This is a genomic window from Streptomyces sp. NPDC001339 (genome assembly GCF_042895955.1).
Classification (GTDB): Bacteria; Actinomycetota; Actinomycetes; order Streptomycetales; family Streptomycetaceae; genus Streptomyces.
This window is the reverse complement of record NZ_JBIAWT010000004.1, coordinates 316,654-332,043: the sequence shown is the minus strand read 5'-3', so window position 1 is coordinate 332,043 and position 15,390 is coordinate 316,654. Positions and strand designations below refer to the sequence as shown.

The 15,390-nt window shown below is 69.7% G+C and carries 14 protein-coding genes; 7 read left to right on the top strand and 7 right to left on the bottom strand.

All coding sequences use genetic code 11. From position 1 onward, the window contains the following. Positions 1–54: 54 nt before the first annotated feature. A complete protein-coding gene (locus tag ACFY12_RS13685) occupies positions 55–1,725 on the bottom strand; it encodes a protein kinase (protein WP_390715968.1) in 1,671 nt (556 codons plus the stop codon). A gap of 329 nt (positions 1,726–2,054) precedes the next feature. Between ACFY12_RS13685 and ACFY12_RS13680 the strand changes: the two genes are divergently transcribed. Beyond that, positions 2,055–3,629, top strand: coding sequence for a protein kinase (locus ACFY12_RS13680; protein ID WP_390715967.1), 1,575 nt, complete (start codon positions 2,055–2,057; stop codon positions 3,627–3,629). 23 nt (positions 3,630–3,652) lie between these two features. Here the strand turns inward: ACFY12_RS13680 and ACFY12_RS13675 are convergent, their stop codons facing one another. The 3 genes from ACFY12_RS13675 to ACFY12_RS13665 form a co-directional block, all read right to left on the bottom strand. Further along, the gene (locus ACFY12_RS13675) at positions 3,653–4,696 is read right to left on the bottom strand and encodes a phosphotransferase (RefSeq protein ID WP_390715966.1); all 1,044 of its coding nucleotides are present in this window, start codon (positions 4,694–4,696) and stop codon (positions 3,653–3,655) included. Between the two features lie 52 nt (positions 4,697–4,748). Beyond that, entirely contained in the window at positions 4,749–5,165 is a 417-nt protein-coding gene (locus ACFY12_RS13670) for a pyridoxamine 5'-phosphate oxidase family protein (protein ID WP_390715965.1), read from the bottom strand. A gap of 135 nt (positions 5,166–5,300) precedes the next feature. Further along, positions 5,301–5,960: a response regulator gene (locus tag ACFY12_RS13665; protein ID WP_390715964.1), complete on the bottom strand. Its 660-nt coding sequence runs from the start codon at positions 5,958–5,960 to the stop codon at positions 5,301–5,303. 327 nt (positions 5,961–6,287) lie between these two features. On the opposite strand from ACFY12_RS13665, the gene pdhA reads away from it, so the two are divergent. The 3 genes from pdhA to ACFY12_RS13650 are packed head-to-tail and all read left to right on the top strand — an operon-like array spanning position 6,288 to position 10,008. Next, the gene (gene pdhA, locus ACFY12_RS13660) at positions 6,288–7,505 is read left to right on the top strand and encodes a pyruvate dehydrogenase (acetyl-transferring) E1 component subunit alpha (RefSeq protein ID WP_390715963.1); all 1,218 of its coding nucleotides are present in this window, start codon (positions 6,288–6,290) and stop codon (positions 7,503–7,505) included. 2 nt (positions 7,506–7,507) lie between these two features. Beyond that, a complete protein-coding gene (locus ACFY12_RS13655; protein ID WP_390715962.1) occupies positions 7,508–8,491 on the top strand; it encodes an alpha-ketoacid dehydrogenase subunit beta in 984 nt (327 codons plus the stop codon). 23 nt (positions 8,492–8,514) lie between these two features. Next, positions 8,515–10,008 (top strand): dihydrolipoamide acetyltransferase family protein, encoded by a 1,494-nt coding sequence (locus ACFY12_RS13650; RefSeq protein ID WP_390716272.1) that lies wholly within the window; start codon positions 8,515–8,517, stop codon positions 10,006–10,008. 153 nt (positions 10,009–10,161) lie between these two features. Here ACFY12_RS13650 and ACFY12_RS13645 read toward each other — a convergent pair whose 3' ends face one another. Further along, positions 10,162–10,338 carry a hypothetical protein gene (locus tag ACFY12_RS13645; RefSeq protein WP_390715961.1) on the bottom strand — a complete coding sequence of 59 codons (177 nt, stop codon included), beginning with the start codon at positions 10,336–10,338 and terminating at the stop codon, positions 10,162–10,164. Between the two features lie 208 nt (positions 10,339–10,546). Between ACFY12_RS13645 and ACFY12_RS13640 the strand changes: the two genes are divergently transcribed. The 3 genes from ACFY12_RS13640 to ACFY12_RS13630 all read left to right on the top strand — a co-directional run bounded on the left by ACFY12_RS13640 (position 10,547) and on the right by ACFY12_RS13630 (position 13,685). Beyond that, positions 10,547–11,482 carry a GNAT family N-acetyltransferase gene (locus tag ACFY12_RS13640; protein WP_390715960.1) on the top strand — a complete coding sequence of 312 codons (936 nt, stop codon included), beginning with the start codon at positions 10,547–10,549 and terminating at the stop codon, positions 11,480–11,482. 152 nt (positions 11,483–11,634) lie between these two features. Continuing rightward, a complete protein-coding gene (locus ACFY12_RS13635; RefSeq protein WP_390715959.1) occupies positions 11,635–12,318 on the top strand; it encodes a GntR family transcriptional regulator in 684 nt (227 codons plus the stop codon). Between the two features lie 116 nt (positions 12,319–12,434). Further along, the gene (locus tag ACFY12_RS13630) at positions 12,435–13,685 is read left to right on the top strand and encodes a nitrate/nitrite transporter (protein ID WP_390716271.1); all 1,251 of its coding nucleotides are present in this window, start codon (positions 12,435–12,437) and stop codon (positions 13,683–13,685) included. A 146-nt stretch (positions 13,686–13,831) separates the two neighbouring features. On the opposite strand, the gene ACFY12_RS13625 is transcribed toward ACFY12_RS13630, so the two are convergent. Together ACFY12_RS13625 and ACFY12_RS13620 are read right to left on the bottom strand one after the other, a co-directional pair. After that, the gene (locus ACFY12_RS13625) at positions 13,832–14,656 is read right to left on the bottom strand and encodes a maleylpyruvate isomerase family mycothiol-dependent enzyme (RefSeq protein ID WP_390715958.1); all 825 of its coding nucleotides are present in this window, start codon (positions 14,654–14,656) and stop codon (positions 13,832–13,834) included. 158 nt (positions 14,657–14,814) lie between these two features. After that, the gene (locus ACFY12_RS13620) at positions 14,815–15,345 is read right to left on the bottom strand and encodes an LURP-one-related/scramblase family protein (RefSeq protein WP_390715957.1); all 531 of its coding nucleotides are present in this window, start codon (positions 15,343–15,345) and stop codon (positions 14,815–14,817) included. Positions 15,346–15,390 lie beyond the last annotated feature (45 nt).

The window sequence follows — 15,390 nt, the reverse complement described above, 5'->3', positions numbered from 1 at the left end:
TGCGAGAGCTGCATCGTCCCTCTCGGATCGGCCCTGTCCGTGAGCTCTGTGCCGTCAGTTGCTGCGACCGCTCGCGATGGTCAGCTCGATGGTGTCGTTCCGGCTCGGGTACCACCAGCCGTACGGGTTCGGGTTCTGCTTGATGACGGTGTTCTTGCCCCAGAGCGCGCTGTTCTCCTCGCCGACGACCCGGTACTTCCAGCCGGCGGCCTCGATGCACTTCTTCACCGAGTCGAGGTGCTTGTAGTGGAACGACGGGACCATGATCTTGCCCTTGTCGACGGAGCTCTTGGTCGGGTCGGTGCACTTGGACGTCGGGATCGTCGCGGTCTTGTCCTCGGGCCGGACGTAGCGCGAGTACGTCGGCGTCGGGCTGGCGCGTCTGCCGTTGTCGTCGCTGGAGCCGGCGCTCAGACCGATGCCGACCGCGATCGTGACGACCACGATCACCCCGACGATCGCCGAGACCACGATCACCGGGGTGTTGTTCTTCCGCGGGCCGGGGCGGCCGCCCGACGGCATCGAGGCGGTCACGGGCGGCGGCGGGGTGTACGCCGGAGGTGCCTGGAAGCCGCCGCTGTTGAACGGAGCCGGGCCGGGGACCGGGCCAGGCACGGGGCCGGGTACCGGGCCGGGGGCCGGCGTCGGGTAGGCGTTGTTCGGCGGCGGGGGCGTCTGGGGCCCGTACCCGGCCGTCGGCGTCGGCTGGTACGGCTGCTGCACGTTCGGCGGGACCGGGCTCTGCGGGTTGCCGGAGGCCGTGGGGAACACCGCGGAGGACACCGAGGCGCCGCTGGTGCGCGCCCGCGGGCCCTCGCCGATGATCAGCGGCGTGGCGCCGGACTGGCCGGACCCGGCGATCCGCAGGCACTCGTCCCGCATCGCCTCGGCGGTGGGGAAGCGCTCGTTGGGATTCTTCTTCAGCGCCCGGGCCACCAGCGCGTCCACGGCCGGTGGCAGCGACTGGTTGATGCTCGACGGGACCGGCGGCTCTTCCTGGACATGGGCGTAGGCGATGGCGAGCGGGGAGTCCGCGTCGAACGGCAGCTGGCCGGTCACCAGCTCGAAGAGCATGATGCCGACCGAGTAGAGGTCGGAGCGGGCATCCACCCCGCGGCCCAGCGCCTGCTCCGGCGACAGGTACTGCGGGGTGCCGACGACCATGCCGGTCTGCGTCATGGACGTCACGCCGGACTGCATGGCGCGGGCGATGCCGAAGTCCATGACCTTGACGACGCCGCGCTTGTTCAGCATGACGTTGCCGGGCTTGATGTCGCGGTGGACCAGGCCCATCTCGTGGCTGACCTCGAGCGCGGCCAGCACATCGGCCGTGATCTTCAGGGCCTTCTCGGTCGGCATCGCGCCGTGCTGGGCGATGTCGGCGTCCAGATCGGAGCGGAGCGGCTGGCCCGCGACGTACTCCATGACGATGTACGGCACCATGCCGCCGTCGAGCTCGTCCTCACCGGAGTCGAAGACCGAGACGATATTGGTGTGCGTGAGTTTCGCCACGGACTGGGCCTCGCGGCGGAAGCGCTCGCGGAAGGCCTGCTCGCGGCCGAGCTCGGTGTGCAGGGTCTTGACCGCGACGTCACGGTCGAGCACGGTGTCGTGCGCGAGGTGTACGGACGCCATGCCCCCCGCGCCGAGAAGATCACGCAGCTGGTAACGTCCACCGCCGACTGAACGGCCCCCGCTTTGGCTCTGAGCGCCGTCCTGGCTCATCGTTCCGCTTCCCCCTAGCGCACGGCGCACGACCCGTACGTGCAGCGTCATATCTGGAATTCCGCAGCCAAGTCTGCCCCAGGGCTGGGACACGTCAAGCCGTGTGCCCGTTCCGTGACCAGATGTGCAAGATCAGGTCACGGCGATGAGACGTTCGGCGGCCTTCCACACCCCCGGTACACCCCCACTGAACTTGCGATATAGGGCATCCGGCAGGTTTGATGACCGGTCCGCGACGGACCGGTGAGTGCCACGGAACCTGTAGCGTGCTCTATCGAAGACCGATGACCTTACCGCTCTCATGCGGATTGATTCGACGGCGAGGACCGATGGCACCGACGCAGAGCCCACAGGGCCCGTCCGATCCTGATGCCACCGGCTCCCATGTCCCCGATGCACCGGAGATGTGGGGCAATGGCGGGCTGGTCGGCGACGGCCGGTACCGGCTCACGGGGCGGCTGGGCCGTGGCGGCATGGCGGAGGTGTTCGCGGCCGAGGACGTCCGGCTGGGCCGTACCGTCGCGGTGAAGCTGCTGCGCGCCGACCTTGCCGAGGACCCGGTGTCCAAGGCCCGGTTCACCCGCGAGGCACAGTCCGTGGCCGGGCTGAACCACCACGCGGTGGTGGCGGTCTACGACTCGGGCGAGGACCTGGTCGGCGGCAACACCGTGCCGTACATCGTGATGGAGCTGGTCGAGGGCCGCACCATCCGTGACCTGCTGCTCAACGCCGATGCTCCGCCGCCGGACCAGGCGCTGATCATCGTCGCCGGGGTGCTGGAGGCGCTGGCCTACAGCCACCAGCACGGCATCGTGCACCGCGATATCAAGCCCGCGAACGTGATCATCACGAACAGCGGCGCCGTCAAGGTCATGGACTTCGGTATCGCCCGTGCCCTGCATGGCGCCCAGTCGACCATGACGCAGACCGGCATGGTCATGGGAACGCCCCAGTACCTCTCCCCGGAGCAGGCGCTCGGCAAGACCGTCGACACCCGCTCCGACCTCTACGCCACCGGTTGCCTGCTGTACGAGCTGCTCGCGCTGCGGCCTCCGTTCACCGGCGAGACCCCACTTTCGGTCGTCTACCAGCATGTTCAGGACATGCCTGTGCCGCCCTCCACGGTTGCCCACGGGGTGCCGCCGGAGCTGGACGGCCTGGTCATGCGGTCGCTGGCCAAGGACCCCGACGACCGGTTCCAGACCGCCGAGGAGATGCGCGGCCTGGTCCAGTACTCGCTGCAGATGCTGCACGAGCAGGGCGGACACACCGGCACCTGGAACACCGGCCCGGTCGCCATGCACGAGAGCGCGCACACTCCGTCCATGGGCACCGCCGCGACCACCGCGCTGCCGCACCCCGACGCCGGCCAGACCACCGCGCAGCCGATCCTGCCGCCCGGTATGCGGGAGAACGACGGGGGCTACGACGGCGGACCCCGGCCGGCCCGGCGAAGCGGCCGCGGCAAGATCTGGCTGATCGCGGCGCTCGCGTTGATCGCCATCGCGGTGGGGGTGGCCTTCGCGCTGCAGAAGACCGACGGTGAGCAGCACAAGAAGCCGCAGACCCCGGTCACGCAGTCGCCGACGCCGTCGAAGGACGACGACAAGAGCAGCGAGCCGCCGTCGGACGAGCCGAGCACTCCGGACACCGAGCCCGGCGGCATCGGCGGTGACGACGACGGGACGTACAGCCGCCCGCCGACGTACCGGCCGAGCACACCGAAGACGTCCGAGCCGCCCACCTCGCCGCCGCCCACGACCTCGGAGCCGTCGACCACGCCGCCCACCAGCACGGACGGCGGGACGACCGACGGCGGGACCACGACCGGTACCAACGGCGGCAACACCACCGGCAACACCGCGGACAACGGCACCACGACGCTCGGTACGAACGGCAGCTGACGGACCGGCCGCCGCCGCCCGCCTCAGCGGGTGAACGCGGCCTGTACGGCGCGGTATTCGCGGGTCCACCACACGGCCAGCGCGGCCGCCGCCGGGAACTGCGGATCGGTGCGGCGGTCGCCGAGCCGGTAGCGCCAGGTGAGCATCCAGAAGTCGTTCAGCCGCTCCCACCACACCCGGTGGACGGCTGCGGCCAGCTCGTCGGCGTCGGCTCCGCAGGCGCTGCGGTAGGCGCCCGCGTACGCCGCCACCTTGGCCAGGTCCAGCGTGCCGCAGGGGCGTACGAAGAAGATCGCGGCGGCGCGGACCGCCTCCTCGGCGCGCGGCTGGATGTCCAGCCGGTCCCAGTCGACGATCGCGGTGGGTTCCGCGCCGCGGTAGAGGACGTTCAGCGGGTGGAAGTCGCCGTGCACCCATCCGGCGGCGGGCTCCGCGCCGGCGGCCGGGCGGCGGTGTGCCTGCCGCTCCAGCAGGGCCCGGCGCTCCAGCAGGCGGTGTTCGGCGAGCTCGTCGAAGCTGGTGCGCGGGCGGGCGCCGCGGGCCAGGGCCAGCAGTTCGTCGATCATCTCGAAGGTCCGCGCGGGGTCGGCTCCCGCGTCCGCGCAGGGTGGCCGGGGCGGGGGCGGTTCGTCGGCCATGACCTGTTCCAGGGCGGTGTGCACCAGCCCGAGCAGGGCGCCCAGCCGGCGGGACTGGCCGCGGGTCAGCGCGGCGCCGCCGAGGTGCCGGCCCTCGATCCAGGGGTGCAGGGCGTAGCAGCGGCCGTCGAGGACCGTGACGGTGTGGCCGTCGGCGTCGGCGACGGGCGGGGCGACCGGCAGGCCGAGCGCGGCGAGCCGGCGGGTGGCGCGGTGCTGGCGGGTGATCGCGGCGCGGTCGCCGTCGAGGTGGTGCTTGAGGAAGTAGCGGCCGCGGGTGGTGGCGAGGAAGTAGCCGTGGTTGAGCAGGCCTTCGGCGACGGGCTCGCAGGACAGCGGCGTGCCGGTGCCGGTGTAGTGGCGGAGCAGGGATCCGAGGGTGTCTCTGTCGGGCGTCGCCGCCGTCCGGACTACAGATGAGCGCAGCACGCGCCAGATGTTAGATCACCTGCACCCGTCGGAGTGGGTGATCGGGAAAGCCTTACGCAGAGTGCGCGTAACGGTAGACGGGTACATCCGTGAGGTGGTGCAGCGTCACGAGCTCCGGCTCGATCCGCAGGAACACCGGGTCGAAGGGGGCGTCGTCGGCCAGCCGCGGGGTGGGCCCGAAGAGCTCCCGCTCGGCGGGGGTGGCGGCGACGACCCGGGCGGTGCCGGTGAACTGCACGGACCAGGTGTCGCTGTCGCAGTTGACGTTGTCGGCCTCGTACGCGACCACGCTGCCGTCCAGGGCCTGGTGGTAGTTGTAGCCGCGGTGCAGCCGCAGCATCAGCCGCCCGTCGTCCATGACGAGGTGCCGGGTGACGGTGGTGAAGGGCAGCGCCCGCCGACTGGCCGAGACCCGCCCGTAGGGGGTGCGGCTGAGCAGCTCGATGGCACGGTAGTGGTCGGTGGGCATGTCACCACCTTGCCCAGGGCGCCCGGTGGCCAGTAGGGCACAGCAGCCCGAGGAAACAGGACGATGGTCCCGAATCCCCCTCACCCGGACAGGGCCCGTGCCATACCGCCCGGACCGGCCCGGGAGCCCGCGGCGTCAGTTCCGCTCGGCCTGCATCCGGGCGACGTACGCGGCGGCCTGGGAGCGGCGCTCCATGCCCAGTTTGGACAGCAGGCTGGACACATAGTTCTTGATCGTCTTCTCGGCGAGGTGGAGCCGCTCACCGATCGCGCGGTTGGTCAGCCCCTCGCCGATCAGGTCGAGGATCTTGCGCTCCTGCTCGGTCAGGTTCGCCAGCCGGTCGTCGCCCTTGGCGGCGCTGCCGTGGCGCAGCCGCTCCAGGACGCGGGCGGTGGCCACGGGATCGAGCAGCGACTTGCCGGCCGCCACATCACGCACCGCGGAGAGCAGTTCGTTGCCCCGGATGGCCTTGAGGACATAACCGGCCGCACCGGCCATGATCGCATCGAACAGGGCCTCGTCATCCGCGAACGAGGTCAGCATCAGGCATTTGATGTCCTCGTTCTGCGAGCGGATCTCACGGCAGACCTCGACACCGCTGCCGTCCGGCAGCCGGACGTCGAGCACCGCGACGTCGGGACGCGTCGCCGGGATCCTGACCAGGGCGTCCGCGGCGGTGCCGGCCTCGCCGACCACCTCGATGTCTCCCTCGACGGTGAGCATTTCGTGGACGCCGCGCCGGACGACCTCATGGTCGTCGAGCAGGAATACCGTGATTTTTCCGTCTTCGCGCACAACCCCAGTCTCACACATCAAGTCTTCCCGTGGTCCAGGTCACCGATATAACGTGCCGTTGTCCCGGTGGCCTGCGACGCTGTGACCAGGAGTTGTTCCAAGCCTTCGCGATTTACTTGGAAATCCAAGCAAAATCGCAGGTCAGGGCCGTTTTCACTTCGGCTTTGGCAATGGGTAACGTGCATTGAGCAGGCCACGTTCCGGGAGCTTTGTTCCACCCGGTTCCGCCCGCGTTCGCACACACCCCGTGCGCCGTATCGGAAATCGGGTGAGCCGCAATACGGCCACCGGCGGACCCCGGCGGCCGGACAGACGGAGGAGCAGCACGTGACCGTGGAAGGCACTGCGCAGCGGAAGAACGCCCGCGGCAGCAGCAAGCGCACCACCGCCAAAAAGGCGACCTCGGCAAAGAAGTCGTCACCGGCCAAGACGCGCACCACCGGCCGGCCCGATGAGGCGGAGCAGGACCAGCTCGTACAACTGCTGACCCCCGAAGGCAAGCGGGTCGAGCACCCGGATTACGCGATCGACCTGTCCCCGGAAGAACTCCGCGGCCTCTACCGCGACATGGTGCTGACGAGGAAGTTCGACGCCGAGGCGACCACCCTCCAGCGCCAGGGCGAGCTGGGGCTGTGGGCCTCGCTGCTTGGCCAGGAGGCCGCCCAGATCGGCTCCGGCCGCGCGCTGCGTGACGACGACTACGTCTTCCCGACCTACCGGGAGCACGGTGTGGCCTGGTGCCGCGGCGTCGACCCGACGAACCTGCTGGGCATGTTCCGCGGTGTCAACAACGGCGGGTGGGACCCCAACAGCAACAACTTCCATCTCTACACCATCGTCATCGGTTCGCAGACGCTGCATGCGACCGGCTATGCGATGGGCGTGCAGAAGGACGGCGCGGATTCCGCGGTCATCGCCTATTTCGGCGACGGCGCTTCCAGCCAGGGTGATGTCGCGGAGGCTTTCACCTTCTCCGCGGTCTACAACGCCCCGGTCGTGTTCTTCTGCCAGAACAACCAGTGGGCGATTTCCGAGCCCACCGAGAAGCAGACCCGGGTGCCTCTCTACCAGCGCGCCCGCGGCTTCGGATTCCCCGGCGTACGGGTCGACGGCAATGACGTCCTGGCGTGTCTGGCCGTGACCAGGGCGGCGCTGGAGCGGGCCCGCACCGGCCAGGGCCCGATGCTCATCGAGGCCTTCACCTACCGGATGGGCGCACACACCACCTCCGACGACCCCACGCGGTACCGGGAGGACGAGGAGCGCGCGGCCTGGGAGGCCAAGGACCCGATCCGGCGGCTGCGGACGTACCTGGAGGCCGAGGGGCTGGTCGACGAGGCGTACCTGGCCTCGGTCGACGAGGAGAGCGAGGCCCTGGGCAAGCGGGTCCGCGACGTCGTCCGGGCCATGCCGGATCCGGACCACATGGCGATCTTCGAGAATGTCTATGCCGACGGGCACGCGCTCGTCGATGAGGAGCGCGTGCAGTTCGCCGCGTACCAGGCGTCGTTCGCCGATGGCGAGCTCGTCGCGGAGGGGAACTGACCATGGCCGTCTTCGAGAAGATCACCATCGCCAAGGCGATCAACGCATCGCTACGTGCCTCCATGGAGGCCGACCCCAAGGTCCTCGTCATGGGCGAGGACGTGGGCAAGCTCGGCGGCGTCTTCCGCGTCACCGACGGGCTGCAGAAGGACTTCGGCGAGGACCGGGTGATCGACACCCCGCTGGCCGAGTCCGGCATCGTCGGCACCGCCATCGGCCTGGCACTGCGCGGCTACCGCCCGGTCGTCGAGATCCAGTTCGACGGCTTCGTCTTCCCCGCCTACGACCAGATCGTCACCCAGCTCGCCAAGATGCACGCCCGTGCGCTGGGCAAGGTCAAGGTGCCGGTCGTCATCCGCATCCCCTACGGCGGCGGCATCGGCGCGGTCGAGCACCACTCCGAGTCCCCCGAGGCACTGTTCGCGCATGTCGCGGGCCTGAAGATCGTCGCTCCCTCGAACTCCTCCGACGCCTACTGGATGCTTCAGCAGGCCATCGCCGGCGACGACCCGGTCATCTACTTCGAGCCCAAGCGCCGCTACCACGACAAGTCGCGGCTGGACACCGAGTCGATCCCGGACCCGCTGCACAAGGCCCGGGTCGCCCAGAGCGGCTCCGACCTGACGCTGGCCGCGTACGGCCCGATGGTGAAGGTCTGCCTGGACGCGGCCAAGGTCGCGGCCGAGGAGGGCAAGTCGGTCGAGGTCGTCGACCTGCGCTCGCTCTCCCCGATCGACTTCGACACCGTGCAGACGTCGGTGCAGAAGACCGGCCGGCTGGTCGTCGTCCACGAAGCGCCGGTCTTCTTCGGCGCGGGCGCGGAGATCGCCGCCAGGATCACCGAGCGGTGCTTCTACCACCTGGAGGCCCCGGTTCTGCGGGTCGGTGGCTTCCACGCCCCGTACCCGCCCTCCCGGCTGGAGGACGAGTACCTTCCGGGACTGGACCGGGTGCTCGACGCCGTTGACCGTGCGTTGGCGTACTGAGGGTTTGAGGAGAGTTCGTGACCATGATTGCAGGGACCGCCAACGCGCAGCGCTTCCGCGAGTTCAAGATGCCCGATGTGGGCGAGGGGCTCACCGAGGCCGAGATTCTCAAGTGGTATGTCCAGCCGGGCGACATCGTCACCGACGGTCAGGCCGTCTGTGAGGTCGAGACGGCCAAGGCCGCCGTCGAACTGCCCATCCCCTACGACGGGGTGGTCCATGAGCTGAGATTCGGTGAGGGTGTCACCGTCGATGTCGGCACCGTCATCATCAGCGTGGACACCGATCCTGGAGCCGGCTCCGCCCAGGCGCCGGCGGCGTCCGGTGCGCAAGAGGCTGCCGCTGCCGCCTCGGAGGAGGACGCCGAGCCGCAGGGCCGCCAGGCGGTGCTGGTCGGCTATGGCGCCGCGCCGTCCTCGACCAAGCGCCGGGCCCGCAAACCGCAGGCCGGGGTCCCGGCTCAGCCGGAGCCCGCGAGCGCCGCGCTCCAGGCGGAGCTCAACGGGCGGCCCGCGCCGGCGCCGATGGCGGCTCCGATGACCGAGGCCGCGCCTGTTGCCCCGGCCTCCGCGACACCGGCCGTGAGCGCTGCCGGTGCCGGTGCCGGCCGGCCGCTGGCCAAGCCGCCGGTACGCAAGCTCGCCAAGGACCTCGGCATCGATCTGGCGGCGGTCGTGCCGACCGGGCCGGACGGCATCATCACCCGCGAGGACGTGCACGCGGCAGCGGGCCGGGCAGCGGCCCCGGCTGCTCCGGCCGAGGCTCCCACGCCGATGGCGGCCGCTCCGGCCGTGCCCGGCGTCGTCGACACCGCCGCCCGCGAGCGGCGGGTACCGGTCAAGGGCGTACGGAAGGCCACCGCGCAGGCGATGGTGGCTAGCGCCTTCACCGCGCCGCATGTCACGGAGTTCATCACCGTCGATGTGACCCGCACGATGAAGCTCGTCCAGGAGCTCAAGCAGGATCCGGACCTGGCGGGGCTGCGGGTCAACCCGCTGCTGCTGGTCGCCAAGGCCTTCCTGGTCGCCATCAAGCGGCACCCGGAGGTCAATGCGTCCTGGGACGAGGCGAATCAGGAGATCGTCTACAAGGACTACATCAACCTCGGCATCGCGGCGGCCACTCCGCGTGGGCTGATCGTGCCGAACATCAAGGACGCCGGTGCCAAGACGCTGCCTCAGCTCGCCTCGGAACTGGGCGAGCTGGTCACCACCGCCAGGGAGGGCAAGACGTCCCCGGCGGCGATGAGTGGCGGCACGGTCACCATTACCAACGTCGGTGTCTTCGGCGTCGACACCGGTACGCCGATCCTCAACCCGGGGGAGTCGGCGATCCTCGCCTTCGGCGCGGTCAAGCTCCAGCCGTGGGTCCACAAGGGCAAGGTGAAGGCGCGTCAGGTCACCACCCTCGCGCTGTCCTTCGACCACCGGCTGATCGACGGTGAACTCGGCTCCAAGCTGCTCGCGGATGTGGCGGCGGTGCTGGAGCGGCCGAAGCGGCTGCTCACCTGGGGATGATTCAGGAAGCGGGGCCGGCCGGGCCAGGACGTCGTTTCACGTGAAACGGTGCTTCGGGTCGGAGCTGTTTAACGGTGCTTCGGGTCGGGGCTGTTTCACGTGAAACAGCCCCGGCGGCCGGTTCAGTGGAGCGGCCGCCGCCGTACTGCCCGGTCAGCCCCGGATCAGCTCCACCGCGCGGCTGAAGTGCCCCACCGGGCCGGTCGAGCCGGATTGGTCGACGTGCGTGGCGCCACGGGTCAGTGAGATACCCGCCCACAGGCCGGCGACGATCAATGCCAGTACGACGGTGTTCCGCGCGCGGCGGCCGGCATTCGTCCTGGGCTGCATGGTCAACTCCCCTTTGGTGTCGGAACCTCCTGGCCCCGTGTCTCCATTCACCCATGGGATTCGCGCTGATCCGTACGCGCCAGGTACGGACTCCCGTCAGACTTGAGGTGGACCTTACGTAGGCCATAGGTCCCCCCTCGCGACGGGTCCGGGCCCCGGACCATAAAGGGTTTGCCGCCGCGGGCCGGCGCTGTTTACGGTCGGCGCAATGAGCAGTGACCTGACCATCCGGCGTTATCAGCCCTCCGACCAGCACGTTGTCACGGATCTGTGGTCCCGGGCCGCGCGCCGGGCACATCCGTTCCTCGAGGGGGAGGGCGAGGGCGAGCGGGCCCGTATCCTCCGCGAGACGTATCTCGTCCAGGCGGACAACTGGGTCGCTGAGCGTGACGGCACCGTCATCGGACTGCTCGGGCTTCTGCCGGGTGAGCGCGGGGACGGTCCGGTCGGCGGGCCGAGTGCCGTGGTCGACAAGCCGAGTGCCGTGGTCGACAAGCCGGGTGCTGCGGCCGACGAGCCGGGTGTCGAGGTCGGCGGCCTCTTCGTGGCGCCGGAGGCCCAAGGGGGCGGAGTCGGAGGGCAGTTGCTGGAGTATGCGGCGGCGCTGCACGGTGCGCTGACCCTGGAGGTCTTCGAGGCGAACGCCCGTGCCCGGCGCTTCTACGCGCACCTCGGCTTCACCGAGCGGGGGCGCCGGACCGACGAGGGCACCGGCCATCCGCTGATCAAGCTGGAGCGGGCCGCACCGCTGAAGTCGGTGGGCTGGCTGCATCTACGCGAGGGCCGGCTGCTGAGTGTACGGACGCGGGGGAACGACACGTTCTACCTCCCCGGCGGCAAGTACGAGCCCGGAGAGACCGCGCGGGAGGCGCTGTCGCGGGAGCTCTCCGAGGAACTGGGCCTGGTGGTCCCCGCCGAGGAACTCTCGGAGGCGTTCGTCATCCATGACGTCGCGCATGGCAAGAACGGCCGTCGGCTCCATATGACCTGCTTCACCGGCGGGCCCCAGGACATCGCGCCGGTTCCGGGCCGGGAGATCGCCGAGTACGCCTGGTTCGATCGCCGGGAGGCGGGCGAGCGCTGCGCCCCTGCCCATACGCAGGTGGTGGACCGACTGATCGCACAGGGGCGCATGCGGGCCTGACGGCCGGCCTCCGGGCCCGGGACCTGTCCCGCAGGCAAGATCGTCGGCCAGGTCCCAGGGGCCGAACCCCTCCACCAGGGGAAACGCCCCGCGCGTGTCCGTATCGCGAAACCGGGTGCCGTACGCATACGTGTTGTATCTATCCTGTGCGCATGCCTATCGCGTCCACGCCCACCGCCCCTGCCAGAGAGCCCGCCGCCAAGCAGCCGCCTGCCGCCGAGCGGGTCTATACGCACATCAAGGACGCCGTCCTGGACCGTCGCTACGAGGGCGGGATGCTGCTCACCGAAGGTGAGCTGGCCGACGCCGTAGGGGTGTCGCGGACGCCGGTGCGCGAGGCGCTGCTACGGCTGGAGGTCGAGGGGCTGATCAAGCTCTACCCGAAGAAGGGCGCGATGGTGCTGCCGGTCTCCGCACAGGAGATCGCCGATGTGGTCGAGACCAGGTTGCTGGTGGAGCAGCACGCGGCGGCCAAGGCGGTGCCCGCGAGCGATGCGCTGCTCGACGAGCTGACCGAGCTGCTGGAGACGATGCGGGAACAGGCCGCCTCCGGTGATCTGGCCGCCGTCTCGGTCACCGACCGCGCCTTCCACGCCGCCATCGTGCGCAGCGCCGGCAACCAGATCCTGAATCGGCTCTACGAGCAGCTGCGTGACCGCCAGCTGAGGATGGGCGTCGCGGTGATGCACGCCCACCCGGACCGGATCGCCAAGAACATCACCGAGCATGCGGAGATCCTCGACGCGCTGCGGGCCGGCGACGCGGATGCCGCGACCGCTGCTGTGCACCGGCACGTCAGCTGGGTCCGCCACCTCGCGCAGGGAGAGGCGCGATGAGCGCCGGCCCGGGGGGATCGAGCAGTCCCGGGGGATCGGCGTCTTCCGGCGGCTCCGGCATAGGCAGCGGCTCCACCCGCCCGCCCTCCGTCGATCCGCCCGGCGGCCCCCGGGCCATGGCGGTCTGGAGTATCGGTGTCGCGGTCTACTTTGTCGCGGTCACCTACCGTACGAGTCTCGGCGTGGCCGGCCTGGATGCCGCCGAGCGATTCCACATCAACGCCTCGGCGCTGTCGACGTTCTCCATCCTCCAGCTGCTGGTCTACGCAGGAATGCAGATACCGGTCGGCCTGATGGTCGACCGGCTCGGCGCCAAGAAGGTGCTCACCCTCGGCGTGGTGCTCTACACCCTCGGCCAGTTCGGATTCGCGCTCTCCGCGTCGTACCCGACGGCACTGGGCTCGCGCGCCCTGCTCGGCTGCGGTGACGCGATGACGTTCATCAGCGTGCTGCGGCTGGGTTCCCACTGGTTCCCCGCCCGCCGTGGGCCGATGATCGCGCAGGTCGCGGCCCTGGTCGGGATGGCGGGCAATCTGGTCTCCACCATCGTCCTGGCCCGCCTTCTGCACACGTTCGGCTGGACCCCGACCTTCGCCTACAGCGCGGCCGGCGGCATCGTCGTGCTGGTCGTGCTGCTGCTCTTCCTCAAGAACCACCCCGAAGGCTTTGCGCCGCCGCCCGTGCCCTCGGGGCACACCGGCGCCGGATTCCGCCGACAGATCGTGGACGCCTGGCGCGAGCCCGGCACCCGGCTGGGGATGTGGGTGCACTTCACCACCCAGTTCCCCGCGATGGTGTTCCTGCTGCTGTGGGGCCTGCCGTTCCTCGTCGAGGCGCAGGGCCTGTCCCGTGGCACCGCCGGTGAGCTGCTCACTCTCGTGGTGCTCGCCAATATGGCGGTGGGCCTGGTCTATGGGCAGGTCATCGCCCGCCACCATGCGGCGCGTATGCCGCTGGCCCTGGGAACCGCCGGCGTCACCGCCCTGATGTGGGCGATCGTGCTGTCCTGGCCGACCGATCATGTCCCCATGGGGCTGCTCATCGTGCTGAGTGTGGTGCTGGGCGCCTGCGGCCCCGCCTCGATGATCGGCTTCGACTTCGCCCGGCCGGCCAACCCGCCGGAGCGTCAGGGCACCGCTTCCGGCATCGTCAACATGGGCGGCTTCATCGCGTCGATGACAACCCTGCTCGCCGTGGGCGTTCTGCTCGACGCGACCGACGCCAACTACCGGATCGCCCTGGCCTCGATCTTCGTTCTGGAGGCGGTCGGGGTCTCCCAGATCCTCCGGCTACGCCGCAGTGCCGCACAGCGGGAGCGTGAACGGCTGGTCGTCAGCCGGATCGAGGCGGTGCACGTCCCGGCTTGAGGAGAGGGCGGGAAGTGTTTCACGTGAAACGGTGGCGGGCTGTTTCACGTGAAACACACCTTCGGGACGTCGCCGCCCCGTCCCCGTTCTGCTGCGTTACGGCCTGACCAGGACGTCCACGGCGGCGAACGTCATGGCGGCGAAGATCACGGTGTGACCGCGAAGTTGTTGAGAATCGCCTCGGCCAGCTCGCGGTCGCCGTCGATCTTGATCTGCTCGGCGACGGCCGACGGGCGCACCCGGCCGCAGGCCAACTGGTGGAAGACGTCCCAGTCCAGCGCGAACGTGACGGTCGGGCCGAGGGAGACGCTGCCGTCGATGGTGGCTTTGCCCTGGGTGTCGATACGGACCGTGCGCAGGAACTCCAGTGCTCCGCTGACATCGAACACCACCGCCGAACCAGCGGGCGCCTGGGTCCTCTTGGCGACGACGGTGGGCAGCACCTTCACCAGCAGATCGCGCGTCACCTGCGCACCGGGGGAGTCGAGATTGCCGGGCCTGTCCAGCGCCCGGCGCAGATCCTGCTCATGCGCCCAGAGGTCGAACGCCCGCTGTTGCAGCACGAATTCCAGTGAACGCTCCTCGCCGAGCGGGCTGCGCACCACGGCGTCCGGCTGACGGGACTCGTTGCGCAGCTGCCGGGAACGGCGGATGACGGTGTATTCGAGCTCGCTGAGCATCTCCGGGGCGGTGTGATGCCGCCGGACGTCGACCTGTACTTCCATGCGGCGCGCCGATTCGGTGCGTACGTGGTAGAGATCGCGCGGCAGTGTGTGGATCGGCCGTGGGTCGCCCAGCATCTCGCATTCCAGGCCGATGACATGGGAGACCACATCGCGAACGGACCATCCTGGCAAGCACGTCGCCTTGTTCCATTCGCCTTCGGCGAGCGAAGTCACCAGCTCGGTTATCGCTTCTATGGAGTGTGTCCAGGCATCGATGGAGGGCTGAAGGCTGGGATGGACGGTCACGGGACCCCTCGGACGGTTCGTACGCGGGCTGCTGTCTGTGCAGTTAAGTTACCGCTGCGCACGGGCATCCCGGCAGTGCTTTGGGGGACCAGCGTAGGCCGATGTGGCAAGGCCGTTGGGGGCCGTGGCGCTGCGGCGCCCCACGTGATGCTCCTCGCTCAGTCCTCCCCACGCTCCCGTTCCGCCAGCCGGATCACCCCCACCGCGACGGCGATCAGCAGCGCCGGATCCGCGTCGTCCCGCACGACGTTGACCGCGTAGGTGTCGCGCACGGTCAGCCGGCGCCGGGAGATCTCGGCGAGCAGTTCATCCTCGTACTCGACGGCGAATTCGCGGTCCATGATCTTGCCGCTGACGTCCAGTTCGGTACCGTCCACCAGCTCCACCCGGTAGTGGTTGCGCAGCAGTGAGAGCCGCTTGCGCTTGATGGTGGCCAGTGGCCGGCCGTCCCGCTCGAGCGTCATCGTGTCGCGCAGGGCCAGCATCTTCTTGCGGATGGTGATCAGCACCCGCCGCTCGGAGTCCTTCAGCTCGAAGGTCTCCCGCAGCCGCAGCGCCTTCCCGTCGACCAGGAAGGCGTGTTGTCCGTGCTCGTCCTCGATCCAGTAGTCGTCGCCGATGCCGAAGATCCGGTCGCGGACGAGGTACTTACGGGAGGGCCGGGGCCGTACCCCGGGGGAATGCCACATGGCTGACCTGTTCCCCGGTACCCCTGCGGAATGTGCACGCACCGG

Bases quoted from the DNA above. Each gene is read 5' to 3' on its own strand.
- ACFY12_RS13685 (WP_390715968.1), bottom strand. From the start codon at position 1,725: ATGAGCCAGGACGGCGCTCAGAGCCAAAGCGGGGGCCGTTCAGTCGGC.
- ACFY12_RS13680 (WP_390715967.1), top strand. From the start codon at position 2,055: ATGGCACCGACGCAGAGCCCACAGGGCCCGTCCGATCCTGATGCCACC.
- ACFY12_RS13670 (WP_390715965.1), bottom strand. From the start codon at position 5,165: ATGCCCACCGACCACTACCGTGCCATCGAGCTGCTCAGCCGCACCCCC.
- ACFY12_RS13655 (WP_390715962.1), top strand. From the start codon at position 7,508: ATGGCCGTCTTCGAGAAGATCACCATCGCCAAGGCGATCAACGCATCG.
- ACFY12_RS13650 (WP_390716272.1), top strand. From the start codon at position 8,515: ATGATTGCAGGGACCGCCAACGCGCAGCGCTTCCGCGAGTTCAAGATG.
- ACFY12_RS13645 (WP_390715961.1), bottom strand. From the start codon at position 10,338: ATGCAGCCCAGGACGAATGCCGGCCGCCGCGCGCGGAACACCGTCGTA.
- ACFY12_RS13640 (WP_390715960.1), top strand. From the start codon at position 10,547: ATGAGCAGTGACCTGACCATCCGGCGTTATCAGCCCTCCGACCAGCAC.
- ACFY12_RS13635 (WP_390715959.1), top strand. From the start codon at position 11,635: ATGCCTATCGCGTCCACGCCCACCGCCCCTGCCAGAGAGCCCGCCGCC.
- ACFY12_RS13630 (WP_390716271.1), top strand. From the start codon at position 12,435: ATGGCGGTCTGGAGTATCGGTGTCGCGGTCTACTTTGTCGCGGTCACC.
- ACFY12_RS13620 (WP_390715957.1), bottom strand. From the start codon at position 15,345: ATGTGGCATTCCCCCGGGGTACGGCCCCGGCCCTCCCGTAAGTACCTC.